An 18,667-nucleotide genomic window follows, 5' to 3' on the forward strand; every position below is an offset into this window, starting at 1 on the left:
TTGTCCACGGCTTTTACTTTTTAAAACAGGAGATCAATAAAAAACCGCCTTTATCAATGATGAGACGGTTTATATATTTTCTGTTTTGGCTTTATCAGGATTGATAGCCAAGTAATTTTCTGATCTGGTAGAAAAATCTTTCAATAAGCCTTAGGTCCTGTGTCACAATTTCTGCACTGCCTCTAAGCTCTTTATCGAATGTAAGCGTTTTATTATAGCTTGTTTTTAATCCTTTCGGTAATACGACATCTACATAGTAGTTTCCTTTTTCATCAGGAATAAGAGAGATGTTCTGAACCTTTCCTTCTATAATCCCATATTCCTGAAAGCGGTAGTTGTCAAGTTTAATCAATACTTTCTCTCCAGGAGTAATCTTTCCTGAGTTAATAGTAGGAACAGACATTCTGCCTACTAATTTCTCTTTATTCTTTGGAAGGATAGATAAGATAGGTTCACCGCTTTTTACAAACTGATTTTCCCCAAAAAACTGCTGGAAGCTGGCAACGCCATCAGTGGATGATATTACAAGGTAGCTCTGTTCCCATTGTTTTAAAGATTTTCTCAATTGCTCAAATAGCTGCAGAGTCTGCGAAGAATAGGTTATTCTGTCTTTTTCCGTATTAATAGCAGTTCCGCTTCTAGTTTTATTAAGATTGGATATCCCTTCTTCTGTTTGTGATATGGAAATATTGATATTTTCAAGGTTTTGTTGCGCCTGAAGATATTTTATTTTTTCATTTTCAAGTTCCATAGCTGAAATGACCCCCTGATTGAAGAGTTCCTGAGATCTGTGAAAGTTTTTTTTCGTCAGATCATATTTTACAGATTCTAGATTTTTCTGCTGTCTCAGTGTAGCTGCTCGGACTCTATATTCTGAAATACTCTGGTTGGTTGCCAGATTTTCCGGAGCATAAGGCTGTAGCCTTGTGAAAAGCTCTTCATCCTGAAAGGCCTTTGCGAAGCTGTTGTATTCTCCCTGTAACTCTCCCAGTTTGAATTTTCCGGTTTCAGATACAGGAAAGGACCCTAGCTGGTTGGGTGCAGTAGAGTCTACGATCTTTTTTAAGGCTAAAATATCTTTATAATTAGCTGCAGACTGCATCACCATCAATACTTCATTTTTCTTTACTTCCTGATGGTCTTTTATGAATATTTTCTCAATCTTGGAACTGGTTCTGGCCTCTATTTTCTCAGGAGGATTCTGAGAAGTAACGATTATAGGAGCCGGTACAAATTCCGGGTATTTTATAATGTAACTCATCGCAAGAATAAGCAAGAGAATAATAAGTATAATAGAGTTCCCCCAGCGTATCATCCAATGGGGAGGCTGGGTAAGAATATCCTGTACGCTTTCTGAACGGAGTTCAATATTGTCTAAAATGTCTTCTTTCATTTTTCTAAGGTAAAATTTCCCCCAGTATTTCAGGGGGAATATTGTTTAAGCAAATGGGCAATTACCATCATACCATGATGGTGGTGAAGTATCTGCATCCGGTGGACACGCCAGGTGGTGGATGTTACATGGCATCCAGCTGCCCAGACACCAGGAACCACAACAGTTGTTGCCAGGAATTACTACTCCTCCTTTGACAAAAGTCAGATCTTTTCTTGAAAGTTTTTTTAGATTTTTCATAATATTTAGTTTTTAATTTCCTACTCTGTAAGCTTTTCGGATTCCGCTGTATTGATGATTTGGATTAGCTTCCCAATTCAAGTTGATTTCTTACAAGTCTGTAATATTCTCCCCGTAAATCTACAAGTTCTGCGTGGCTGCCTTCTTCTACTACTTTTCCCTTATCCAGCACAATGATTTTATCAGCATGTCTTACAGTGGATAGTCGGTGTGCTATGACTACCGCTGTTTTCCCTTTAAAGAACTGCTCAAGGTTTTCCATGATTACCTTTTCATTGTTGGCATCCAGAGCAGATGTAGCTTCATCAAATAGGATGTACTCTGGAGATTTGTATACAGCTCTTGCTATGAACAATCTTTGTTTCTGACCTCCACTTACCCCTACTCCTTCATTTCCGATCTTGGTATTGTAGCTTAATGGAAGACTTTCTATAAATTCTTTGATATTGGCAATTTCTACAGCCCGTCTCAACTTTTGTTTGTCAATATGATCTTGCCCTACAGCAATATTATTAGCGATGGTGTCATTGAATACATAACCTTCCTGCATTACCACTCCACATTGATCTCTCCAAAACCTTGGAGAAACATTTCTGAGATTGGTATTTCCGATTTTAATTTCTCCCTGATCAGGCTCATAAAATTTCATCAGAAGCTTTAATAAGGTTGTCTTTCCACTTCCGCTGGCTCCTACAATAGCTGTGGTCTGCTGATAAGGGATGGAAAGGCTAAGGTTTTCAAAAACAGGAACATCAGATCCAATATACCGGAAAGACATATTGCTGATTTCAATGTCTTTCTGAGGAACGTCTGTAGCATATTGTTCATTTTTATCCTCTTCATCATCTTTATCATGAATCTCACCCAATCTTTCAAGGGAAATTTTAGCATCCTGAGTTTGTTTAATAAAATCGATAAGCTGTAATAAAGGACTGTTCAGCTGTCCAATGATGTACTGTACCGAAAGCATCATCCCTAAAGTAAGGTTTCCGCTTAAAACAAGTTTAGCAGAAAGGAAACTGACCAAAATATCTTTCATTTGATTAATGAAGTTTCCTCCCACAGACTGCCATTGTTCCAACGAAAGAGATTTTATTCTGATTTTAAAAAGTTTTACCTGTAGAAACTCCCAGTCCCAACGCTTGTGCTTTTCAGCATTATGCATCTTGATTTCCTGCATTCCATTGATCAGTTCTATGACTTTACTTTGTTCCTGCGATACCTGAGAGAATCTTTTATAATCAAGCTCTTTTCTTTTTTTCAGGAAAAAAGTGATCCAGCCAATATAAGATACAGCACCTACCAGATATACAACGAAAAGTCTGTAATCGTAAAGTAGTAGAACAATACTGAAAATAATAAGATTGACCAATGAGAACAGGGTGTTCAGTGAAGAACTTGTAAGTAACTGTTCTATTCTGTGGTGGTCATTAATTCTCTGCATAATATCCCCTGTCATTCTCGTATCGAAGAAGCTTATTGGAAGCCTCATCAGTTTGATAAAGAAATCGGAAATGATGGAGATATTTATTCTGGCCGAAAGGTGGAGCAGGATCCAGCTTCGGATGGTTTCTATTCCCATTCTTCCGAGGAAAAGCATCACCTGCGCAAGCAAAACCAAATAGATAAAGTTAATATCCTGATTCTGAATACCTACGTCTACAATACTTTGGGTAAGGAAGGGGAAAATAAGTGAAAGTAAACTTCCTGCCAATAATCCCACAGCAAGCTGAATAACAAGTGACTTGTATTTAAACAGATACTTGGAGAGAAAAGAAAAGCTGGCTTTACTTTCTTCACCATCGAATTCAGTCTGGAAGAAAGAAGGAGTTGTTTCCAGGATAAGGACAATTCCTTCTTCTGTATTTTCATTGGCATTTTCACCGATCCAGAATTTGATGAATTCTTCCCGGGTATAGGTAATAAGGCCATAACTGGGATCCGATATATATACTTTATTATTTTTATCAATTTTATAAACTACTACAAAATGGTTTTTGTTCCAATGGGCAATACATGGAAACGGAACTTCTTCTGTGAGCGTATTAAAGTCGATTTGGACTCCCAATGAACGGAATCCGAGATTTTCTGCAGCATCACTCAATCCAAGGAGGCTGCTGCCTTCACGTGTTGTCTCAGAAAGGTTACGGATTTGCTGAAGCGAAATGCTTTTTCCGTAATGCTTGCTTACGATCCTAAGACAGGTAGGTCCACAGTCTTTTGTGTCTGGTTGCTTATAAAAAGGAAATTTTTTCAAAATTAATGCTCATTATAAAATGTCGCCAACGGATGACGACATTTTTAATTTTAATTCAATATTCTAACTCAATGAAATGGAAAGCCGATAGCTCCATTTTTTGCAAGCGTTGATTCTTTGTCTTCATATAGATCTTAACAGCTTGCTTCACTCGTAATTTTATCTATTGTTGGGTAATCTGGTGTTTCAATATTTTAAAATTCTTTCTGGTGAATTTCTTTAGATTTTTCATAATAACTGGTTTTTGTTTTTCCTAAGATAGTGAAATTTTTAAACGAGTGAGATTTAATTGTTAAAGGTCTTCATCATCTATTAGTTCATCTATAAAGAAGAGAAGATCTTCACGGTCATATTTATCCGGAAACTGATATCCATTGATAATAAAGATGGGAGTAAAGCTTAATCCCGCATTACTGTTTTCTCTTGACATTTCAACGAGTGGATTCAGGTTTTCTGACGTTGCAGCCCCTCCGGAGAGCGTATTGATCTTACCTTCGTCTTTTGTTTCAAACCATGTCTCTACAGCATTAAGAAAATCTTTTTCATGTTTATGATGATAGATATGTGTAAGGTCAGAAATAAGCTGAGTATATTTCTCGTTGGCTCTTTCCTGAGTATAGTTGAATCTCATTTGCAGAGAGATTTCATTAGGATATTTCTCTAATAAGCCTTCAGCCAGTTTATGAGCATCTTTACAAAAGCCACAGTAAGGATTAGAAACAATAGCAATGCGAAGTTTTGAATCTTTCTTTCCTACTGAAAAAGTATGGGTATCCTGGAATTCTATCTTCTCATTTTGTTGAAGCTGATCTTTGAAAAGCTCATAGTTTCTTTTAAATCTTAGGTTTTTGGCATTAGACTTCTGAAGGGTTTCCTTCTCCTCAAGAATTGTATTGAAATAAATGACAGCCGAGAAGACAAGAGCCCAAAGGATAATTGTCAGTAAAAGAGCTCCAACTCCAAAAGAAAGGTTTTGAAAAAATAGAATACTTAAGATCAGTTGTCCGGCAAGGATCGAAATAATTAAAAGACAAACTCTACAAAATGTTTTTTCTACAAAAGCCTGAATATATACTGAGTACCCGATTGCAATCACTGAAACAAAAGTAAAGCCCTTTACGAGATACGCTGTTGCTGGTAAAAACAGTCCTAATATGGCAAGTCCCACAAAGTAAATCAGGGAAAAATCAGAAAACTTTAATCCCAAAATACTGGTTTTATCTTGCTTAATAATTTTATCACAGGAATTGACTGTTTGTGCAGTACCAGGGGCTCCACCACCACATATACTTCCAATTACAGTAGAAGTATTTCCGAACTTCTGGTTGTAAATCTCCAGTGAAATGTATACGCCAGCCAGTGAAAGAAGGTTAAAAACAGCTTCATATATAGTTTGGCTTAAAAAAGAATAGGCCAGAATAACAGCAAAAACACAGTACAGGACAGGTTTAAAATTGAAAGCAAGTTTACTTTCTGCCTTTTCTGCCTTTTCAAATAGAAGTACAAAATCTGTGGACTTATTATAGAGCTCTTCTTTTTCAAAGTTTTTTGCTTTTTCTGAATATACTGAGTAGCCGCTTCCTGATTTTTTTACCAGAGAAAAAGAGTTTTCAACAATGGCAATAAATTCCTCCGGCAGCTCATCCCAATATTCTTTATCAAGCTCGTAGGCATCATTTTTTACCCCCATAAAATTCAAAGTATCACTAAAAGCGAGTGCTGACGGGTAATTAGGATGAGAGTTAAACTGAAAAATGAACTCCTGTTTATCAAGTTTGAGATAGTTAATTAGTTTGTCAAAAATCATGTTAATATTTTTATCTAAAATACACAGATGTTTTAAATATACAAAAATTTTTTTCTTTTATTAGTGAGATATATACACGTATTGATGAATTCGGTTTGACTTTCAGTATTTTATTTTTTAGTGGTGGGTTTGAAAGATGAATTTTTTATATTATAATATTTTATAGCTTTGTGCTTCAAAGGATTTTTAGCCCAATCCTCCCATTTTGTAGTGTATGGATTGTAGCCACATTTTAAAGGTTTAGAAATATCAAGCCTATTTTTATCAGTATGCGTTCTTTCTGTATAAGCTCTGCAGTCAGTACATACGTATCTAAACTCACAGTCCTTACAAATTTCTATACCATCTTTAGTTAGATTCCAGTATCTTTTGAAATCAGGCTTTGCAAGAGCATCCTCAAGGCTGGAGTTGTTAATGTTTCCATAACTTTCAGGCATTAATGGGCAGTTCTTTATATTACCATTGATATCAATTCCTATTTTCTTGTGTAGGCAGGAATTATGATTAAGAGCTTCAAGTACTTTGGGAAGATTGGTATTGAAATGCTTTATATCTACTTTTCCACAAGAGAATATTTTGAGGTTTTCAGGGCTAAAGTGGATGATAAATCTAAAATTTTTTCTAGTCTTAAAAGGAACATTATTGCAACTATAAAAAGTCAGGTTAGATATTCTTGATGTATTGTTTTCCAGATTTTCTACAAATGCTAAATTAATATCAGAATGAAATGGAGAATATATTTCTATATTTTCTAATGGGGTATGGCTAAATAATTGGTCAATCTTCAAAAAATCCTCCAATGGAAAATTTATTTGAGAATAAATGATCAAATATCTTATTTCTAAACTTTCTATTGAAGCTTGTATTTTGTAGAGAATATCTATATTTCCAAGTTCTATAAACAAATCTGAAATTTTATTATAATCATGATATTCAAAAGATAATGAGGGAAAATTATGATTCCAGTCGTTTTCTGTAATAAAACCATATTCATTCTCCAACAAAAAATCTATATACTCCCAGAGTACTTTTTGAGATTCTTGATCATAGTTTTGAAGAATGTTTTCAATAGAATTAATTTTCAATTCTTCAATGATTTCATAAAGTTCTAGGTGGTATAATTCTGATATATTTCTTTGAAGATCGGAAATCAATATTCTGGAGATCCCTTTTGTAATTAAAATATTACTGAACAGATTAAAGTACCTCATAATAATCTTATCAATTGTTTATAAGGTTGTTCTTTTGTAAGGAAGCTTGTTTGATATGCGTCGCATGTTATAAAATAAACTACCTTGGAACGTTTTTTTGTTTTTTTTACCACTTCAGCGTATTTGAAAGTAATAGGTAATCTGTGTATTTCTTTAAAATTTTCTTTTGTGTTTTTCATATTAAGCTTATTTCTTATTATCAATTTATGATCATTCTGAGTAAAGTGCTTATAAATAGTCTGCAATTTCTTTTTCCAGCGAATAATTACAAACTAATGAAATTCCCAAAAATTGTCCAATCGGGTTAATTTCTAAGAAGTAATATTCGTTTCCTTTCTTAATAAAATCAATAGAGCCACAGTTTAAATTTAAAGATTGCATTAGTAAATGTATCTTTTCATCAATATCCTTTGGAAGGTTGTAACGAACGTTTCTATTAGGCCTTTTATTATTATATTTTCTGAAATCAAGTTTTGTTTGTTCATCATTTTGTGAGATTATGGCAATAGACCATATCTTCCCATTAAGATAAAAACTTCGAATTTCATAGTCTTTTTCTATTTTTTCCTGAAAGAAGGAAATGAAAAATTGAGAATCTTCTTTTTTCTTAATAGCTGCAGTGTACATTAATAATTGTGAGCTTTCAAAAGATTCAACACCTGCAGTTCCTGTAATAGATTTTGTAATAGTTTTTCCAATTACTACATCATCCGTATTTTCTGCCAGAAAATAAATAGGTACACTTAATCCTTGTTCTTTTGCTTTTTCTAAAACTAAAAGCTTATTGATATTGCGATTACTTTGTGTGTTAATATGCTTTTTAGATTCCAATGTTTTGATCACATAGTCTTCTAACCAATTCTGATGCTCATGCATATATAAATCTATAGAGGAATTGCGATAATGTAACCTTTTAAACTTTAATCCTCCTCTTCTGTACCAAATACTGCTTATATCATCAATGAAAAAACTATTTCTATAACTTTCAATACAAATACGTTTATCCTTTATCTTAATTTCAAAAAGCTCGTCTTCGTGTATGCGAATGAATTTTTTTTTCATTGCTGAAAGCCATTTAATAACTTCATCGGTCGTAGTTTCTCTATTCCTTGATAAGATTAGTATCATTTACCTTTATTTTTTTCAAAAAATCTTTTGTGATAATAGTTGTATGTTTCAGAGTTGGAAGGCCTAGGCTTTTTCTCTGTTTATCTATAGTAGATGAATCTATCTTTTTCAAGAAACTTCTCCCCATGCCATAATACGTGCCTTGGCCTGGTATAAAGTTATGTGCATCTACCATCATTGAATAATCAAGAGGAGGGCAATCTCCAGACTTTACATATTCTAATATTTTAGTTTGTAAATATGGATAAAGAGCTTTTGATTCAGCCATATGACTAACCAGTGTAAGCATAGGGCCACTTCCTATTTTATCTTTTGAAGGAAAACCAAAGTTTTCAAAGGTCCATTTAAAAAGACGGGCATTTTTTTCGACATTTTTTCTTGTCAATGCAGTATCAAATGGCCTTCCTTGCTGATCTCTTTTAAATGCCACTTGAAAAGAATCAATTAATTGCTTATTCAGTTTACTTTTCCAATCCTTTATTTTTTGTTGTACTGCAATACTGTCTATTCCATACTTTTTAAAAAGTGGAACATACTCTTGATATTGCTGATCATAAGGCGCTACTAGAGAAATTAAGTGATATAAACTTTTCTTGCCTCCAAAATCCTCATGGTATTGATCTGCGAGTATAATATAAGTTGCATATTCTTCAATACGTTCTTGGTTTTTTGGGGAGTATTCTTTGAAAAGCTCTTTATATTTTTCTACAGCTAATTTTGAATTTCCTGCTAATCTATATATACTGTCAATGTTATTAACTTTTTGATAATAAGAAATATAATTAGCTTTCTTCTTTCTGCAGCTAGCTAAAGAAAACAAGCATAAAATCATTAAGAATACTAATTGTAAAAATTGACGATTCATAAAGGTATTTTTATTTTAAAATAATATAGAGGAGGAATAATATTCCTCCTCGACTTTATAGTTAATAAGAGTCTGTTGGTTTTGCAGGGCCAGTACATAACCATGCTCTTCCTTTATAATCACCAGTTCCATTTGGCCCTGAGTAGTAATCCGTTTCTCCACAGCCCTCAGAGTTTACAAGATTAGATTTAATAGAATAACCTCCGTTTAGAGATTTTAATTCTTCTCTGTTAAGTTTTTTATTTTCGGAAGAAAAGTTTTTCTTCATACCTGATAATTTTTTCATTTTGTTTTGATTTTGAAGTTAATAATTTTTTCGTCATATAAGCCCTGACATGGGAATTTTTTGCTGGCCAGCTTTTATATTTAGATTCTGTACTGTACACATACAAAAAATAAATCGTTGTGTTTTTACCTGAAGCAAAGATGCATGTGCATTTTGAATTTTCCAAAATAAAGGTGTCGAAATTGACAAATTCAGGGTTGGTTGTTGCCTTTAATTTATAAATTCAATAATGAAAATTTTAATTAATGTACTGATTTTTAAATCCATATGTGGTGATAAATAGGAGTAATGAAAAAAGAGTGAAAATGCGTAATATTATGCTTTAAAATAAAATATGCAAAAGGTATTTTTTGTTTTTCTGTTGATTTTTACACATGGACTATACTTTTCTCAAAGTATAAAAGGATTTTATATGCCGGATTCGTTAAAAAGTAAAAATATTGAAACGCTACAAAAAGCTTATGATAAAGTATTTCGTATTGATAATAATAAAGCTGAGCTTTATGCAAATGCAATTTTGAGTAAAGGAAAAATTGAAAGAAATAATGCTTTTATTTATGATGGGTATTATAAAATTGCATACAGCAAGGGATTGAAATCTGAGAATGGATTTCCTTATGCAGATACTTTACTTACATTAACTCATAATGTGAATACCAAAGAATATCCGGCAAAAGCCCATATTATTAAAGGAATTTTATTGAATTATGAATTTCGATATAATGAAGCGCTAAAAGAGTATATTCAGGCAAGAGATTTATCTAAAAATAAAAATCCTGATCAGTTTTATTATATAAAAAAACTTGTTGGGATTTTAAAACTGGCAACAGGTGAAAATGATGAAGCTCTTTCTCTTTTTCTGGAATATTATCAGTATGAAAAACAAAAATTAGACACTGATAACACAGACATTAAAAGTTATATTGGATCTATTTTTTCAGTTGCAAATTGTTATAATAAGACTAAGCATTATAAAAATGCTTTGAAGTACATTGATTTGGGGATAAAGGATTGTAAAAAATATAAGGATTATACTCATTATCCTTATTTTATATCTGCTTCAGGAATAGCCAATTATTATTTGAAAAATTATAAAAAATCTGCTGAAAATCATTTAGAGGCAGAGCAAAAATTTATCAAAAATAATGACAATTGGAATTTAGGGATTACCTATTATTTTTTAGGAAAAATTAATTATGACACTCAAAAAGAACATGATGCTATAAAATATTTTATTAAATCAGACTCGGTCTTGACATTATCTAAAAAATTTGATCCCTTAACAAGAAACGGATATGAGATTTTGATTGACTATTATAAGAAAGAGGGAGATAAAGAAAATCAGTTAAAGTTCATTGATAAACTTTTTGCTGCAGACAATATTATCAATAATAGTAAACAATTTCTATCAAAAGAAATTTATAAAAAATATGATACTCCGGCTCTTTTAGAAGAAAAAGAAAGATTAATAGATGACTTAAACAATAAGAACACTGTTCTTTATCTCCTTTTAGGGGGAGGTATTTTATTTATAGGAATTTTATTCTTTTTGTTTGTTCGATATAAGAAGAAAACTGATGTCTATAAAATACAGGCAGATCGTCTATTGGCAGATACTATGAGTATAAAAACTGAAGTAATACGTAATAGTAAAGAACAGAAACCCAAAAATGTACTGCCAGATGATAAATTAAAAGATATAAAAGCAAAACTAGAGAGGTTTGAACAGAATAAAGATTTTTTACAAAAGAATATTACTGTAGCTAGTCTTGCTAAGGAGTTCAGTTCAAACAGAGATTATCTGTCGAAGTCTGTAAATGAGCTTAAAATGAAGAATTTTTCACAATACTTGAATGAGCTAAGGATTAATTATATTATAGAAGAACTAAATAACAATTCCAGAATAAGAAAACATACGATTGCAGCAATTGCAGATGACATCGGATATAATACTTCGGAATCATTTTCTAATGCATTTCGAAAAATAACCGGGACTTTGCCTTCTTATTATATAAAACTATTAGAAGAACATAAATGATACTAAAGTGCTTTTGTTTAATCGGTTATGTTTTTTTTGTATGCGAAATTGATCAATTTAGATAAGAAAACTTTGGATAATTTTTTTTAAAAAACTTATTTTGTTTGTTGTTAAATTTAAAATGAATAAAATGAAAAAAGAGCACAAATCTGAAAAAAAGTTAATGTTGAAAAAAATACAGATGATAAAGTTAAATTTGATAAGAGGTGGTGGAGATGATAATGTAACGAATGGTGATACTACTACAAGTATCAATTGTCCTAAGCCAACGAAACCAACAAAGCCATCTGAGCCAACTGAGCCAATAACGGATAATGGTGGTAATTGATTAATAATTTTTTAAAATGAGTAAAAGAAAATGGTGTTTGTTTTTTTTATTTTTTTTATTTTATTGTTCTTCTCAGAAACTTTATTTTAAGAAAATAGAACTAGAAAATCCAGATTTTGAAAATAGATTACTTCTTCTTAACAAGGACCTTATAAGGAGCTATAAAGAAAAAGATTCTCTAAAATATCAAGACAATTATTTTAGACTTCAAATGTTGGATAAAGATTATAATGGTGCTATAAAAACTATATATAGTATACGCAATAACTATAAAAATTCATATCCTTATTATTCGAAAATAATAGGTATTCAATTCGAATTATATTTATTAGTTAAAAATGCAACTAAAGCTACAGATATTGAGTCTGCTTACGAAAATATACTTAGAGAAAGGTATAATCAGTTGCCAATACAATCTAGGTATTTGATTCCTGATTCATTTAAGTTTAAAAAAGGCTTTAATAAAAATGAGGTAATTAAAATATTGAGAGACAGTATAAAGAATGATAGTATTTCATTAAAAAATGCAGTTTTATTGTGTAGAAATTATAATACACATATTACTATAGAGAAAACTTTTTCAATAGCAGAAAGAGTTTTAAAAAAATTAGATAAAGAAAACTTTTTAGTTAAGGATAGTATTATTGTTAAAACTGAAAAAGATAAGGAGATTTCCCTTTACTATGTTCTCAATAAAAAAATAGAGCAGCCTTTACCTACAATTTTACATTTTTCGGTTTATTCACGTAATAGCGATTCTCATATCTTGCAATCAAAGATAAGTGCTGACAAAGGTTATAATATTGTGAATGCCTCAAGCAGAGGGGTATCTATGAGTAATGGCACTATTATCCCGTTCGAATTTGAAATAAATGATGTAAACCAAGTAATAGATTGGATTATAAAGCAACCATGGAGTAATGGAAAGGTAGGAATGCTTGGAGGAAGTTATGATGGCTTTAGTCAATGGGCTGCTACCAAAAATTTACATCCTGCTCTGAAAACAATTATCCCATCAGCATCAGTAGGTTTTGGAATAGATTTTCCAATGTTTAATAATAGTTATAGTCCATACATGCTTCGCTGGCTAAGTTATGTGAAAAAAGAAACGGATTATAAACTCTTTAGTGACGAAAAAGAATGGCTATCTGTTTATAATTCTTATTATAAAAGTGGAATAGCCTTCAATAAATTAGATAGCATGTATGGAGGGCAAAATCCTATTTTTCAAGAATGGCTGAAACACCCTTCTTTTGATGTATTTTGGCGATCTAAAATGCCTTACAAAAAAGATTTTTCTAAGATTAATATTCCTGTTTTAACTTTTACCGGATATTATGATGCAGATCAGAGAGGTGCCATGTATTATTTTAATGAACATTATAAATATAATAAAAATGCCAATCATTATTTGGTAATGGGGCCTTATAGCCATGCTGGTGTCGTATCGGGAGTAAGTGAAAATTATAAGGGTTATATGATTGATCCTGTTGCAAATATTGATATAGAAGATCTTTCTTATCAATGGTTTGATTATATTTTGAAAGGAAGTAAGAAGCCTGAATTTCTAAAAGATAAAGTTAATTTTCAAATAATGGGTTCTAATCGATGGATGAGTGCTCCAAGCCTAGATAAAATAACGAGTCGAAAATTAAAGCTGTTTTTTAATAAAACAACACTGCAGGAATTGAAGCCTGAGCCAGGTTTCATTGCCCAAAAAATTGATTTCTTAGAAAGAGAAGACACTTTAAAAAGTTTGGATAGTGAAAAAATACTTGATAATGCAATAGATGAGACGTTCATAAAGTATAAACTTATTTTTGAAAGTGATGCTTTTGATAAGCCCACAGAAATCATTGGGAATTTTACTGGAGAATTAAAGGCCTCTATTAATAAAAAAGATATGGATATTACTATGGAGTTTTACGAAAAACTACATAATGGGCAGTATCTTAAATTATGTCATGATTATTTTGCAAGAGTAAGTTATGCAAAAGATAATACTAAAAGGAGATTGTTAAAACCATTTGTTAAAGAGTCGATTCCAATACATAATACCTTTTCTACGGGAAGAAAGATAGAAAAAGGGAGTAAACTTATACTGGTTTTAGGAATCAGGAAAAGTGCAGATGCCCAAATAAATTATGGAACAGGAAAAGATGTAAGTAGTGAAACGATTGCTGATGCTAAAGAACCTCTGGATATCAAATGGTATACGGATAGTTATATAGAAGTTTCTGTCTTAAAATAATAGAATGTCAAAATTTCCCTATCAATTTTTTGATCAATATATCTTCCGCTCATCGTTATTTGCTCTTCAGGATTTTTTGATAAAGGCTGATCATGATTGTATTTCAGAAAATGAATTGAAAAAGATCTGCTCAGATCCTGTTTTTATGGAAGCCATTTATCTTGCTTCACCTTATTTGCATAGCCAGATTGAAGGATGGGTGAAATCCGGAGTCAACTTTTCATCGAAGAAACAGGAGAAATTAATACAGACAATATTAAAGTACTATAATCGCATAAGTACCCGCTGCACACCATTCGGTTTATTTGCAGGAGTTGGTTTAGGATCTTTTCAGAATAAGAATAATGAACATGTTGATAATACTTACATAAGAGATACCAAATTAGATATGCAATTTCTGGTAGGATTGTCTCAGAATCTAGCTCGTTTATCTTATATAAAGAATAAAATTCTCTATTTCCCTAATAGTAGTATTTATAAGGTTGGACGTCGTATACGTTATGTAGAGTACGAATATTTTAAAGAAAAAAAGCAGTATATTATTTCATCTGCTTATAGATCGAAAGAGTTAGATGATATATTATATTTAGCTAAAGCAGGAAAGAGGATTGATCAGATTGTTCAAATAATAATAAATGATGAAGTCAGCCCTGAAGAAGCAAAAGGATTTGTAGATGAGTTGATTGAAAACCAGATTTTGGTCAGTGATCTGGAACCTAATGTTTCTGGTGAAGAATTTCTAAATATAATAATCACAAAATTGAAGAATATTGAGGCTGAAAAAGAAGTTGAAATGTTAGTTTCTATCCGTAAAAAACTTGAAGCACTGGATTTGAATATTGGGAACCCTGTTTCTTTATATAAAGAAATTGAAGAACTTATTAAAGCCTTAACAACAGATTATGACCATAAATATTTATTTCAGACGGATTTGTATTTTCGGAATGAACATTCTTTAGATTTATATTGGAAGAAAGAACTAAAAAAGGGAATTGCTTTCCTCAATAAGATGACATTATTTAATAAACAGACTGTTTTTGAAAGATTTAAAAAAGCCTTTAGCGAAAGATTCGAAACACAAGAAGTCTCATTGGCTTATGTAATGGACACTGAAATCGGCATAGGCTATAGGCGAGACAGTCTAGGAAACGGATTGGTTCCTTATTTTGATGATTTGAATATTCCGTATGTATCGGTACCCGATATTCATATTTGTTTAAATCCAGTAGAAGTTATTTTAAATCTCAAAATACAGAATTGTTTGTTGGATGGTCTGTGTATAATTCAGCTTGCTGATGAAGACTTTAAACAATTTGAAGAACACTGGGATTATCTTCCTGATACCCTATCTGTAATGTCAGAAATTGTTTCAGAAGCAAATGAAGAAAAACTATTTTTATACGGAGGAGTGAGTAGTGCTGCAAATCTGTCTGCTAGATTCTGTTCAGAAAAATCGAAAGTCAGAAATTTAACAAAATTGATCGCAGACAAAGAAAAAGAACTAGACTCACAAACTATCTTGGCAGAAATTGTACACTTACCTGATGCAAGAATTGGAAATGTGATCCGCCGCCCTCTGCTTAGGGATTATGAAATTCCTTATCTAGCCTCTTCAACATTGCCTATAGAAAATCAAATAGCAATAGATGATTTGTGGATCTCTTTAAAAGATGATAAAATAATACTGCGTTCCCAAAAACTGAATAAGGAAATAAAGCCTCATCTCACCAATGCACATAACTATTCTTGGGATTCATTGCCGGTTTATCACTTTCTTTCTGATTTTTCATTACAGGGAAAACATTCTAACCTAGGATTTCATTGGGGGAATCTTGAGAAGATGTATAACTTTTTACCTCGGGTGGAGTATAAAAATATAATTCTTGCAAAGGCAAAATGGAAAATAAATAAAGAAGATATCAGTTCACTATTACAGTTTATTAATGATATAGGTCTGTTTTTATCTGAAATAAAACAATGGCGTGAAAAAAGAAGAATTCCAAAATGGATACAATGGGTGGAAGGAGATAATACACTAACTTTTAATCTGGAAAATTATGAATGGACAAAATTACTCATTGATACGATAGAACTAAAAGAGTCCATTGTAATCGAAGAGTTTCTTTACAATGAAAAAAATGATTTTGCTTATCAGTTTGTATTTTCTCTATATAAAGATGAGTAAATGAAAAAGATTACAAGGAAATTCATTCCCGGAAGCAAATGGCTATATATTAAACTTTATACAGGAATAAAAACAGCAGATATTATTTTAGAGGAGGCTATAAAGCCATTACTAGAACTATTTAAGAATGAAAGCCTAACAGAGAAATGGTTTTTTATCAGATATAGTGACCCCGATCCTCATTTGAGGATACGTTTTGAAATTCCAGAGCCTGACAAGCTTGGCAAAGCTATTGTGTTAATTAAAAATTATTTACAGGAATATATTGATTCAGGAGAAATTTCAAAATTTATAGTGGACACCTATCAAAGGGAGATAGAAAGATACGGAGAAAATACAATGGAAGATGCTGAGTTATTATTTTGGAAAAGTAGTGTAAGTATACTTCGTGAATATCTTCATTTTGATGATGAGGAAAAAATTATAGTATCTCTTTTTTATATTGATAGAACACTGGAGAGTCTTGGAGTGCCTATTTCGGAGAAACTGAGATGGATCAAAGAATTCAATCTCGCTTTTAAAAATGAATTTAACGCAGATAAAAAGCTCAACAGTCAGCTTGACAAAAAATACCGTAAGTTTGCTCCAAAATATTCTGAATTTGTAAATTCAAATGAATTCTTATACTTTAGGCAGGATATTATTGCTGATGTTTATGATAATGAGAAAATAATACAGAATATTTTAGAACATTATTCTTCATCAGTACAAGATTTTTTTCAAAGCATATTTCATATGCATATCAACCGGATGTTTATATCCAATCAGCGTTTGTTCGAAATGGTTATTTATGATTATCTTTTTCGGCATTATAGAAAACTTGCTTTTAAAAATAATTTGAAAGAAAATAAATAGTGACAGTAGCTTTTGTAAAGTTGCTGCTATATAAAATACCCATTTCTTTAGATAACAAAAAAGCCAGAATATTATATCTTAAATCTATTAATTAAAAAATCTGATTTTAAAAATATTTTTAGCGTAATGAATAATAACTCTAATTTTCTATTCATTAAAAGTATAAGATAACAGGAATATTTTGTTTTCAATTAAGTGCCCTTTTTTTTGATCTTTTTATATCATAAATGGACTTTAGCTATAATTTTATTGTAATGTTAAGGTGCTGATTATGATGAGTGATAGCGGGAGTTGAACTCAAAAAAACTCAAGAGAACTTAAAAAATCATAAAGTTTTCATAAAGTTTTAAAAAAGAAAAGAAATGTTTTTGTAATTATAAAATATATCGTACTTTTACATCGCCTTGAATGAGGGAACAAGTCAAGGTAATAAATTTTTTTTCATCATTTGTGTTTTTAGAATCGTATCGCCTGATACGATTCTTTTTTTATGCCTATTGAAGATCAATCATAAAGATTTCAGGCCAGATGTCTGTATAGAGAAATATGAGAAATATACCCAAAGGCGAAATAGGAGTTATATCTGAAATTATGCTGTTTTTGTAACCAAATTAAATAGGATTTTGTTTGATTAGAGCAGAATTGTAATTCTAATACTTTATTTTGAGAAAGTAAATGAAATTCCTTTTTAGGAGAAAAGATTTATAAGACATTTATTATCTTAAAAAATACTAACAAAATAATCTTTACAGATAAAATAAAATTCAAGATGCAGAGTTTCTGGAGTATTCGCCAAAAGTAATATCGTCTTCTATTTTTCGTAGTTTAAAAGAAGATCTATGAAGTAAGAATAAGTGACTGATCCTTCTTGCTGGTTACTTTTAAGGAACAGATTGTTAGTAAATCCAAAAAAGTCATCCAGCCAGCCCTGATGACTGTAGACAAACTTTTTTTCATAAGCGCGGTCCCTTTTCATCCCTGGAGAATAATGGGTAAGAACAGACTTTACAAATTCCGGATCATCTTCTACAATGAATCTTAAAAGACTTTTTAAAGTAAAGTATTCAGTGCTGTATCTCAGATCCATATTACTGGAATGAACACCTATCAAATATCCTACAAAGTTAGCTTCCTGTTCTCTGGCAAAACCCAGCTGGTGAGAACTTTCATGAGCTGTAGTAAAGGGAACGAAAGTGGCAGGCAGTTCAGAGTTGTACTGTGCTTCGGCGGTAAAAGGATTATAGTACCCCAGAATTCCTGTAAAGCTCATGACATTTTTAAAGAGACTGGGTTTAATGGATAAAACCTGTGATACCTTCTTATTTGAAATAGAAGAGGGTAATTTAGTCTGTTGTTTTAAAATTTCCTTTTGTACAGCGTTCAGACTGGTAATGAGGAATACGCCTTGTTGATCTTCACGTACAGCAGCCCTTGTTATTTTACATTTTTCAAGGTAACGGATTGCAAGTTCTTTTGCTTTATCGATTTCCGGTGAATCCTGACTTGAAAGTTTCTTGATAATCGGAGTCTGAAAATATAACATTCCCCAGAAGATCTGATAAGTGAAGTAAAAGATATTAATGATGCTCAGAATCTTTACAATGGCATTGTTTCTTTTGCTTTTCTTGAATATTGCTGTAAGATAATACAAAAGAAAGATACCCAATAGTATATATATAGCATCTCCCATAGAAAACGGGATCCAGCTGAACAGCAGCTGATGAGCGGTTTTCTGAAACTCAAAAAAGCTTTCAAAAAAAGAAACCATTAGCCGTGATTTCGAAAAACAATAAAACAAAAGAAATTGGGCAAGTAATAAACCT

14 protein-coding genes are annotated in these 18,667 nt (G+C 31.7%); 5 read left to right on the forward strand and 9 right to left on the reverse strand.

Annotation, left to right across the window (positions count from 1 at the left end; genetic code table 11):
- Positions 1–94: 94 nt before the first annotated feature.
- The 8 genes from LF887_RS02770 to LF887_RS02805 all read right to left on the reverse strand — a co-directional run bounded on the left by LF887_RS02770 (position 95) and on the right by LF887_RS02805 (position 9,187).
- Positions 95–1,393, reverse strand: coding sequence for an HlyD family secretion protein (locus LF887_RS02770; RefSeq protein ID WP_236857303.1), 1,299 nt, complete (start codon positions 1,391–1,393; stop codon positions 95–97).
- A gap of 45 nt (positions 1,394–1,438) precedes the next feature.
- Positions 1,439–1,633 carry a hypothetical protein gene (locus LF887_RS02775; protein WP_236857304.1) on the reverse strand — a complete coding sequence of 65 codons (195 nt, stop codon included), beginning with the start codon at positions 1,631–1,633 and terminating at the stop codon, positions 1,439–1,441.
- 64 nt (positions 1,634–1,697) lie between these two features.
- Positions 1,698–3,890: a peptidase domain-containing ABC transporter gene (locus LF887_RS02780; RefSeq protein ID WP_236857305.1), complete on the reverse strand. Its 2,193-nt coding sequence runs from the start codon at positions 3,888–3,890 to the stop codon at positions 1,698–1,700.
- 292 nt (positions 3,891–4,182) lie between these two features.
- Positions 4,183–5,697, reverse strand: coding sequence for a vitamin K epoxide reductase family protein (locus LF887_RS02785; protein ID WP_236857306.1), 1,515 nt, complete (start codon positions 5,695–5,697; stop codon positions 4,183–4,185).
- Between the two features lie 110 nt (positions 5,698–5,807).
- Positions 5,808–6,908 (reverse strand): grasp-with-spasm system SPASM domain peptide maturase, encoded by a 1,101-nt coding sequence (gwsS, locus tag LF887_RS02790; protein ID WP_236857307.1) that lies wholly within the window; start codon positions 6,906–6,908, stop codon positions 5,808–5,810.
- A gap of 228 nt (positions 6,909–7,136) precedes the next feature.
- Entirely contained in the window at positions 7,137–8,036 is a 900-nt protein-coding gene (gene gwsG / locus LF887_RS02795) for a grasp-with-spasm system ATP-grasp peptide maturase (RefSeq protein WP_236857308.1), read from the reverse strand.
- Positions 8,011–8,901 carry a hypothetical protein gene (locus tag LF887_RS02800; protein ID WP_236857310.1) on the reverse strand — a complete coding sequence of 297 codons (891 nt, stop codon included), beginning with the start codon at positions 8,899–8,901 and terminating at the stop codon, positions 8,011–8,013. The genes gwsG and LF887_RS02800 overlap by 26 nt, the downstream gene beginning before the upstream one ends.
- Before the next feature lie 61 nt (positions 8,902–8,962).
- Positions 8,963–9,187, reverse strand: coding sequence for a TIGR04139 family peptide modification target (locus LF887_RS02805; RefSeq protein ID WP_236857312.1), 225 nt, complete (start codon positions 9,185–9,187; stop codon positions 8,963–8,965).
- Positions 9,188–9,887: 700 nt separating this feature from the next.
- Here LF887_RS02805 and LF887_RS02810 point away from each other — a divergent pair.
- From LF887_RS02810 to LF887_RS02830, 5 genes are all read left to right on the forward strand, one after another.
- On the forward strand, positions 9,888–11,225 hold the full coding sequence (locus LF887_RS02810; protein WP_236857314.1) for a helix-turn-helix domain-containing protein: 1,338 nt from the start codon (positions 9,888–9,890) through the stop codon (positions 11,223–11,225).
- A 130-nt stretch (positions 11,226–11,355) separates the two neighbouring features.
- Positions 11,356–11,553, forward strand: coding sequence for a hypothetical protein (locus tag LF887_RS02815; RefSeq protein ID WP_236857316.1), 198 nt, complete (start codon positions 11,356–11,358; stop codon positions 11,551–11,553).
- Between the two features lie 16 nt (positions 11,554–11,569).
- Entirely contained in the window at positions 11,570–13,804 is a 2,235-nt protein-coding gene (locus tag LF887_RS02820; RefSeq protein WP_236857317.1) for a CocE/NonD family hydrolase, read from the forward strand.
- Positions 13,805–13,808: 4 nt separating this feature from the next.
- Entirely contained in the window at positions 13,809–15,989 is a 2,181-nt protein-coding gene (locus LF887_RS02825; RefSeq protein ID WP_236857318.1) for a lantibiotic dehydratase family protein, read from the forward strand.
- Entirely contained in the window at positions 15,990–16,844 is an 855-nt protein-coding gene (locus tag LF887_RS02830; RefSeq protein WP_236857319.1) for a thiopeptide-type bacteriocin biosynthesis protein, read from the forward strand. It begins immediately after the preceding gene.
- Between the two features lie 811 nt (positions 16,845–17,655).
- Here LF887_RS02830 and LF887_RS02835 read toward each other — a convergent pair.
- Positions 17,656–18,612: a DUF3810 domain-containing protein gene (locus LF887_RS02835; RefSeq protein WP_236857320.1), complete on the reverse strand. Its 957-nt coding sequence runs from the start codon at positions 18,610–18,612 to the stop codon at positions 17,656–17,658.
- Positions 18,613–18,667 lie beyond the last annotated feature (55 nt).

This window comes from Chryseobacterium sp. MEBOG06 (assembly GCF_021869765.1).
Lineage (GTDB): Bacteria > Bacteroidota > Bacteroidia > Flavobacteriales > Weeksellaceae > Chryseobacterium.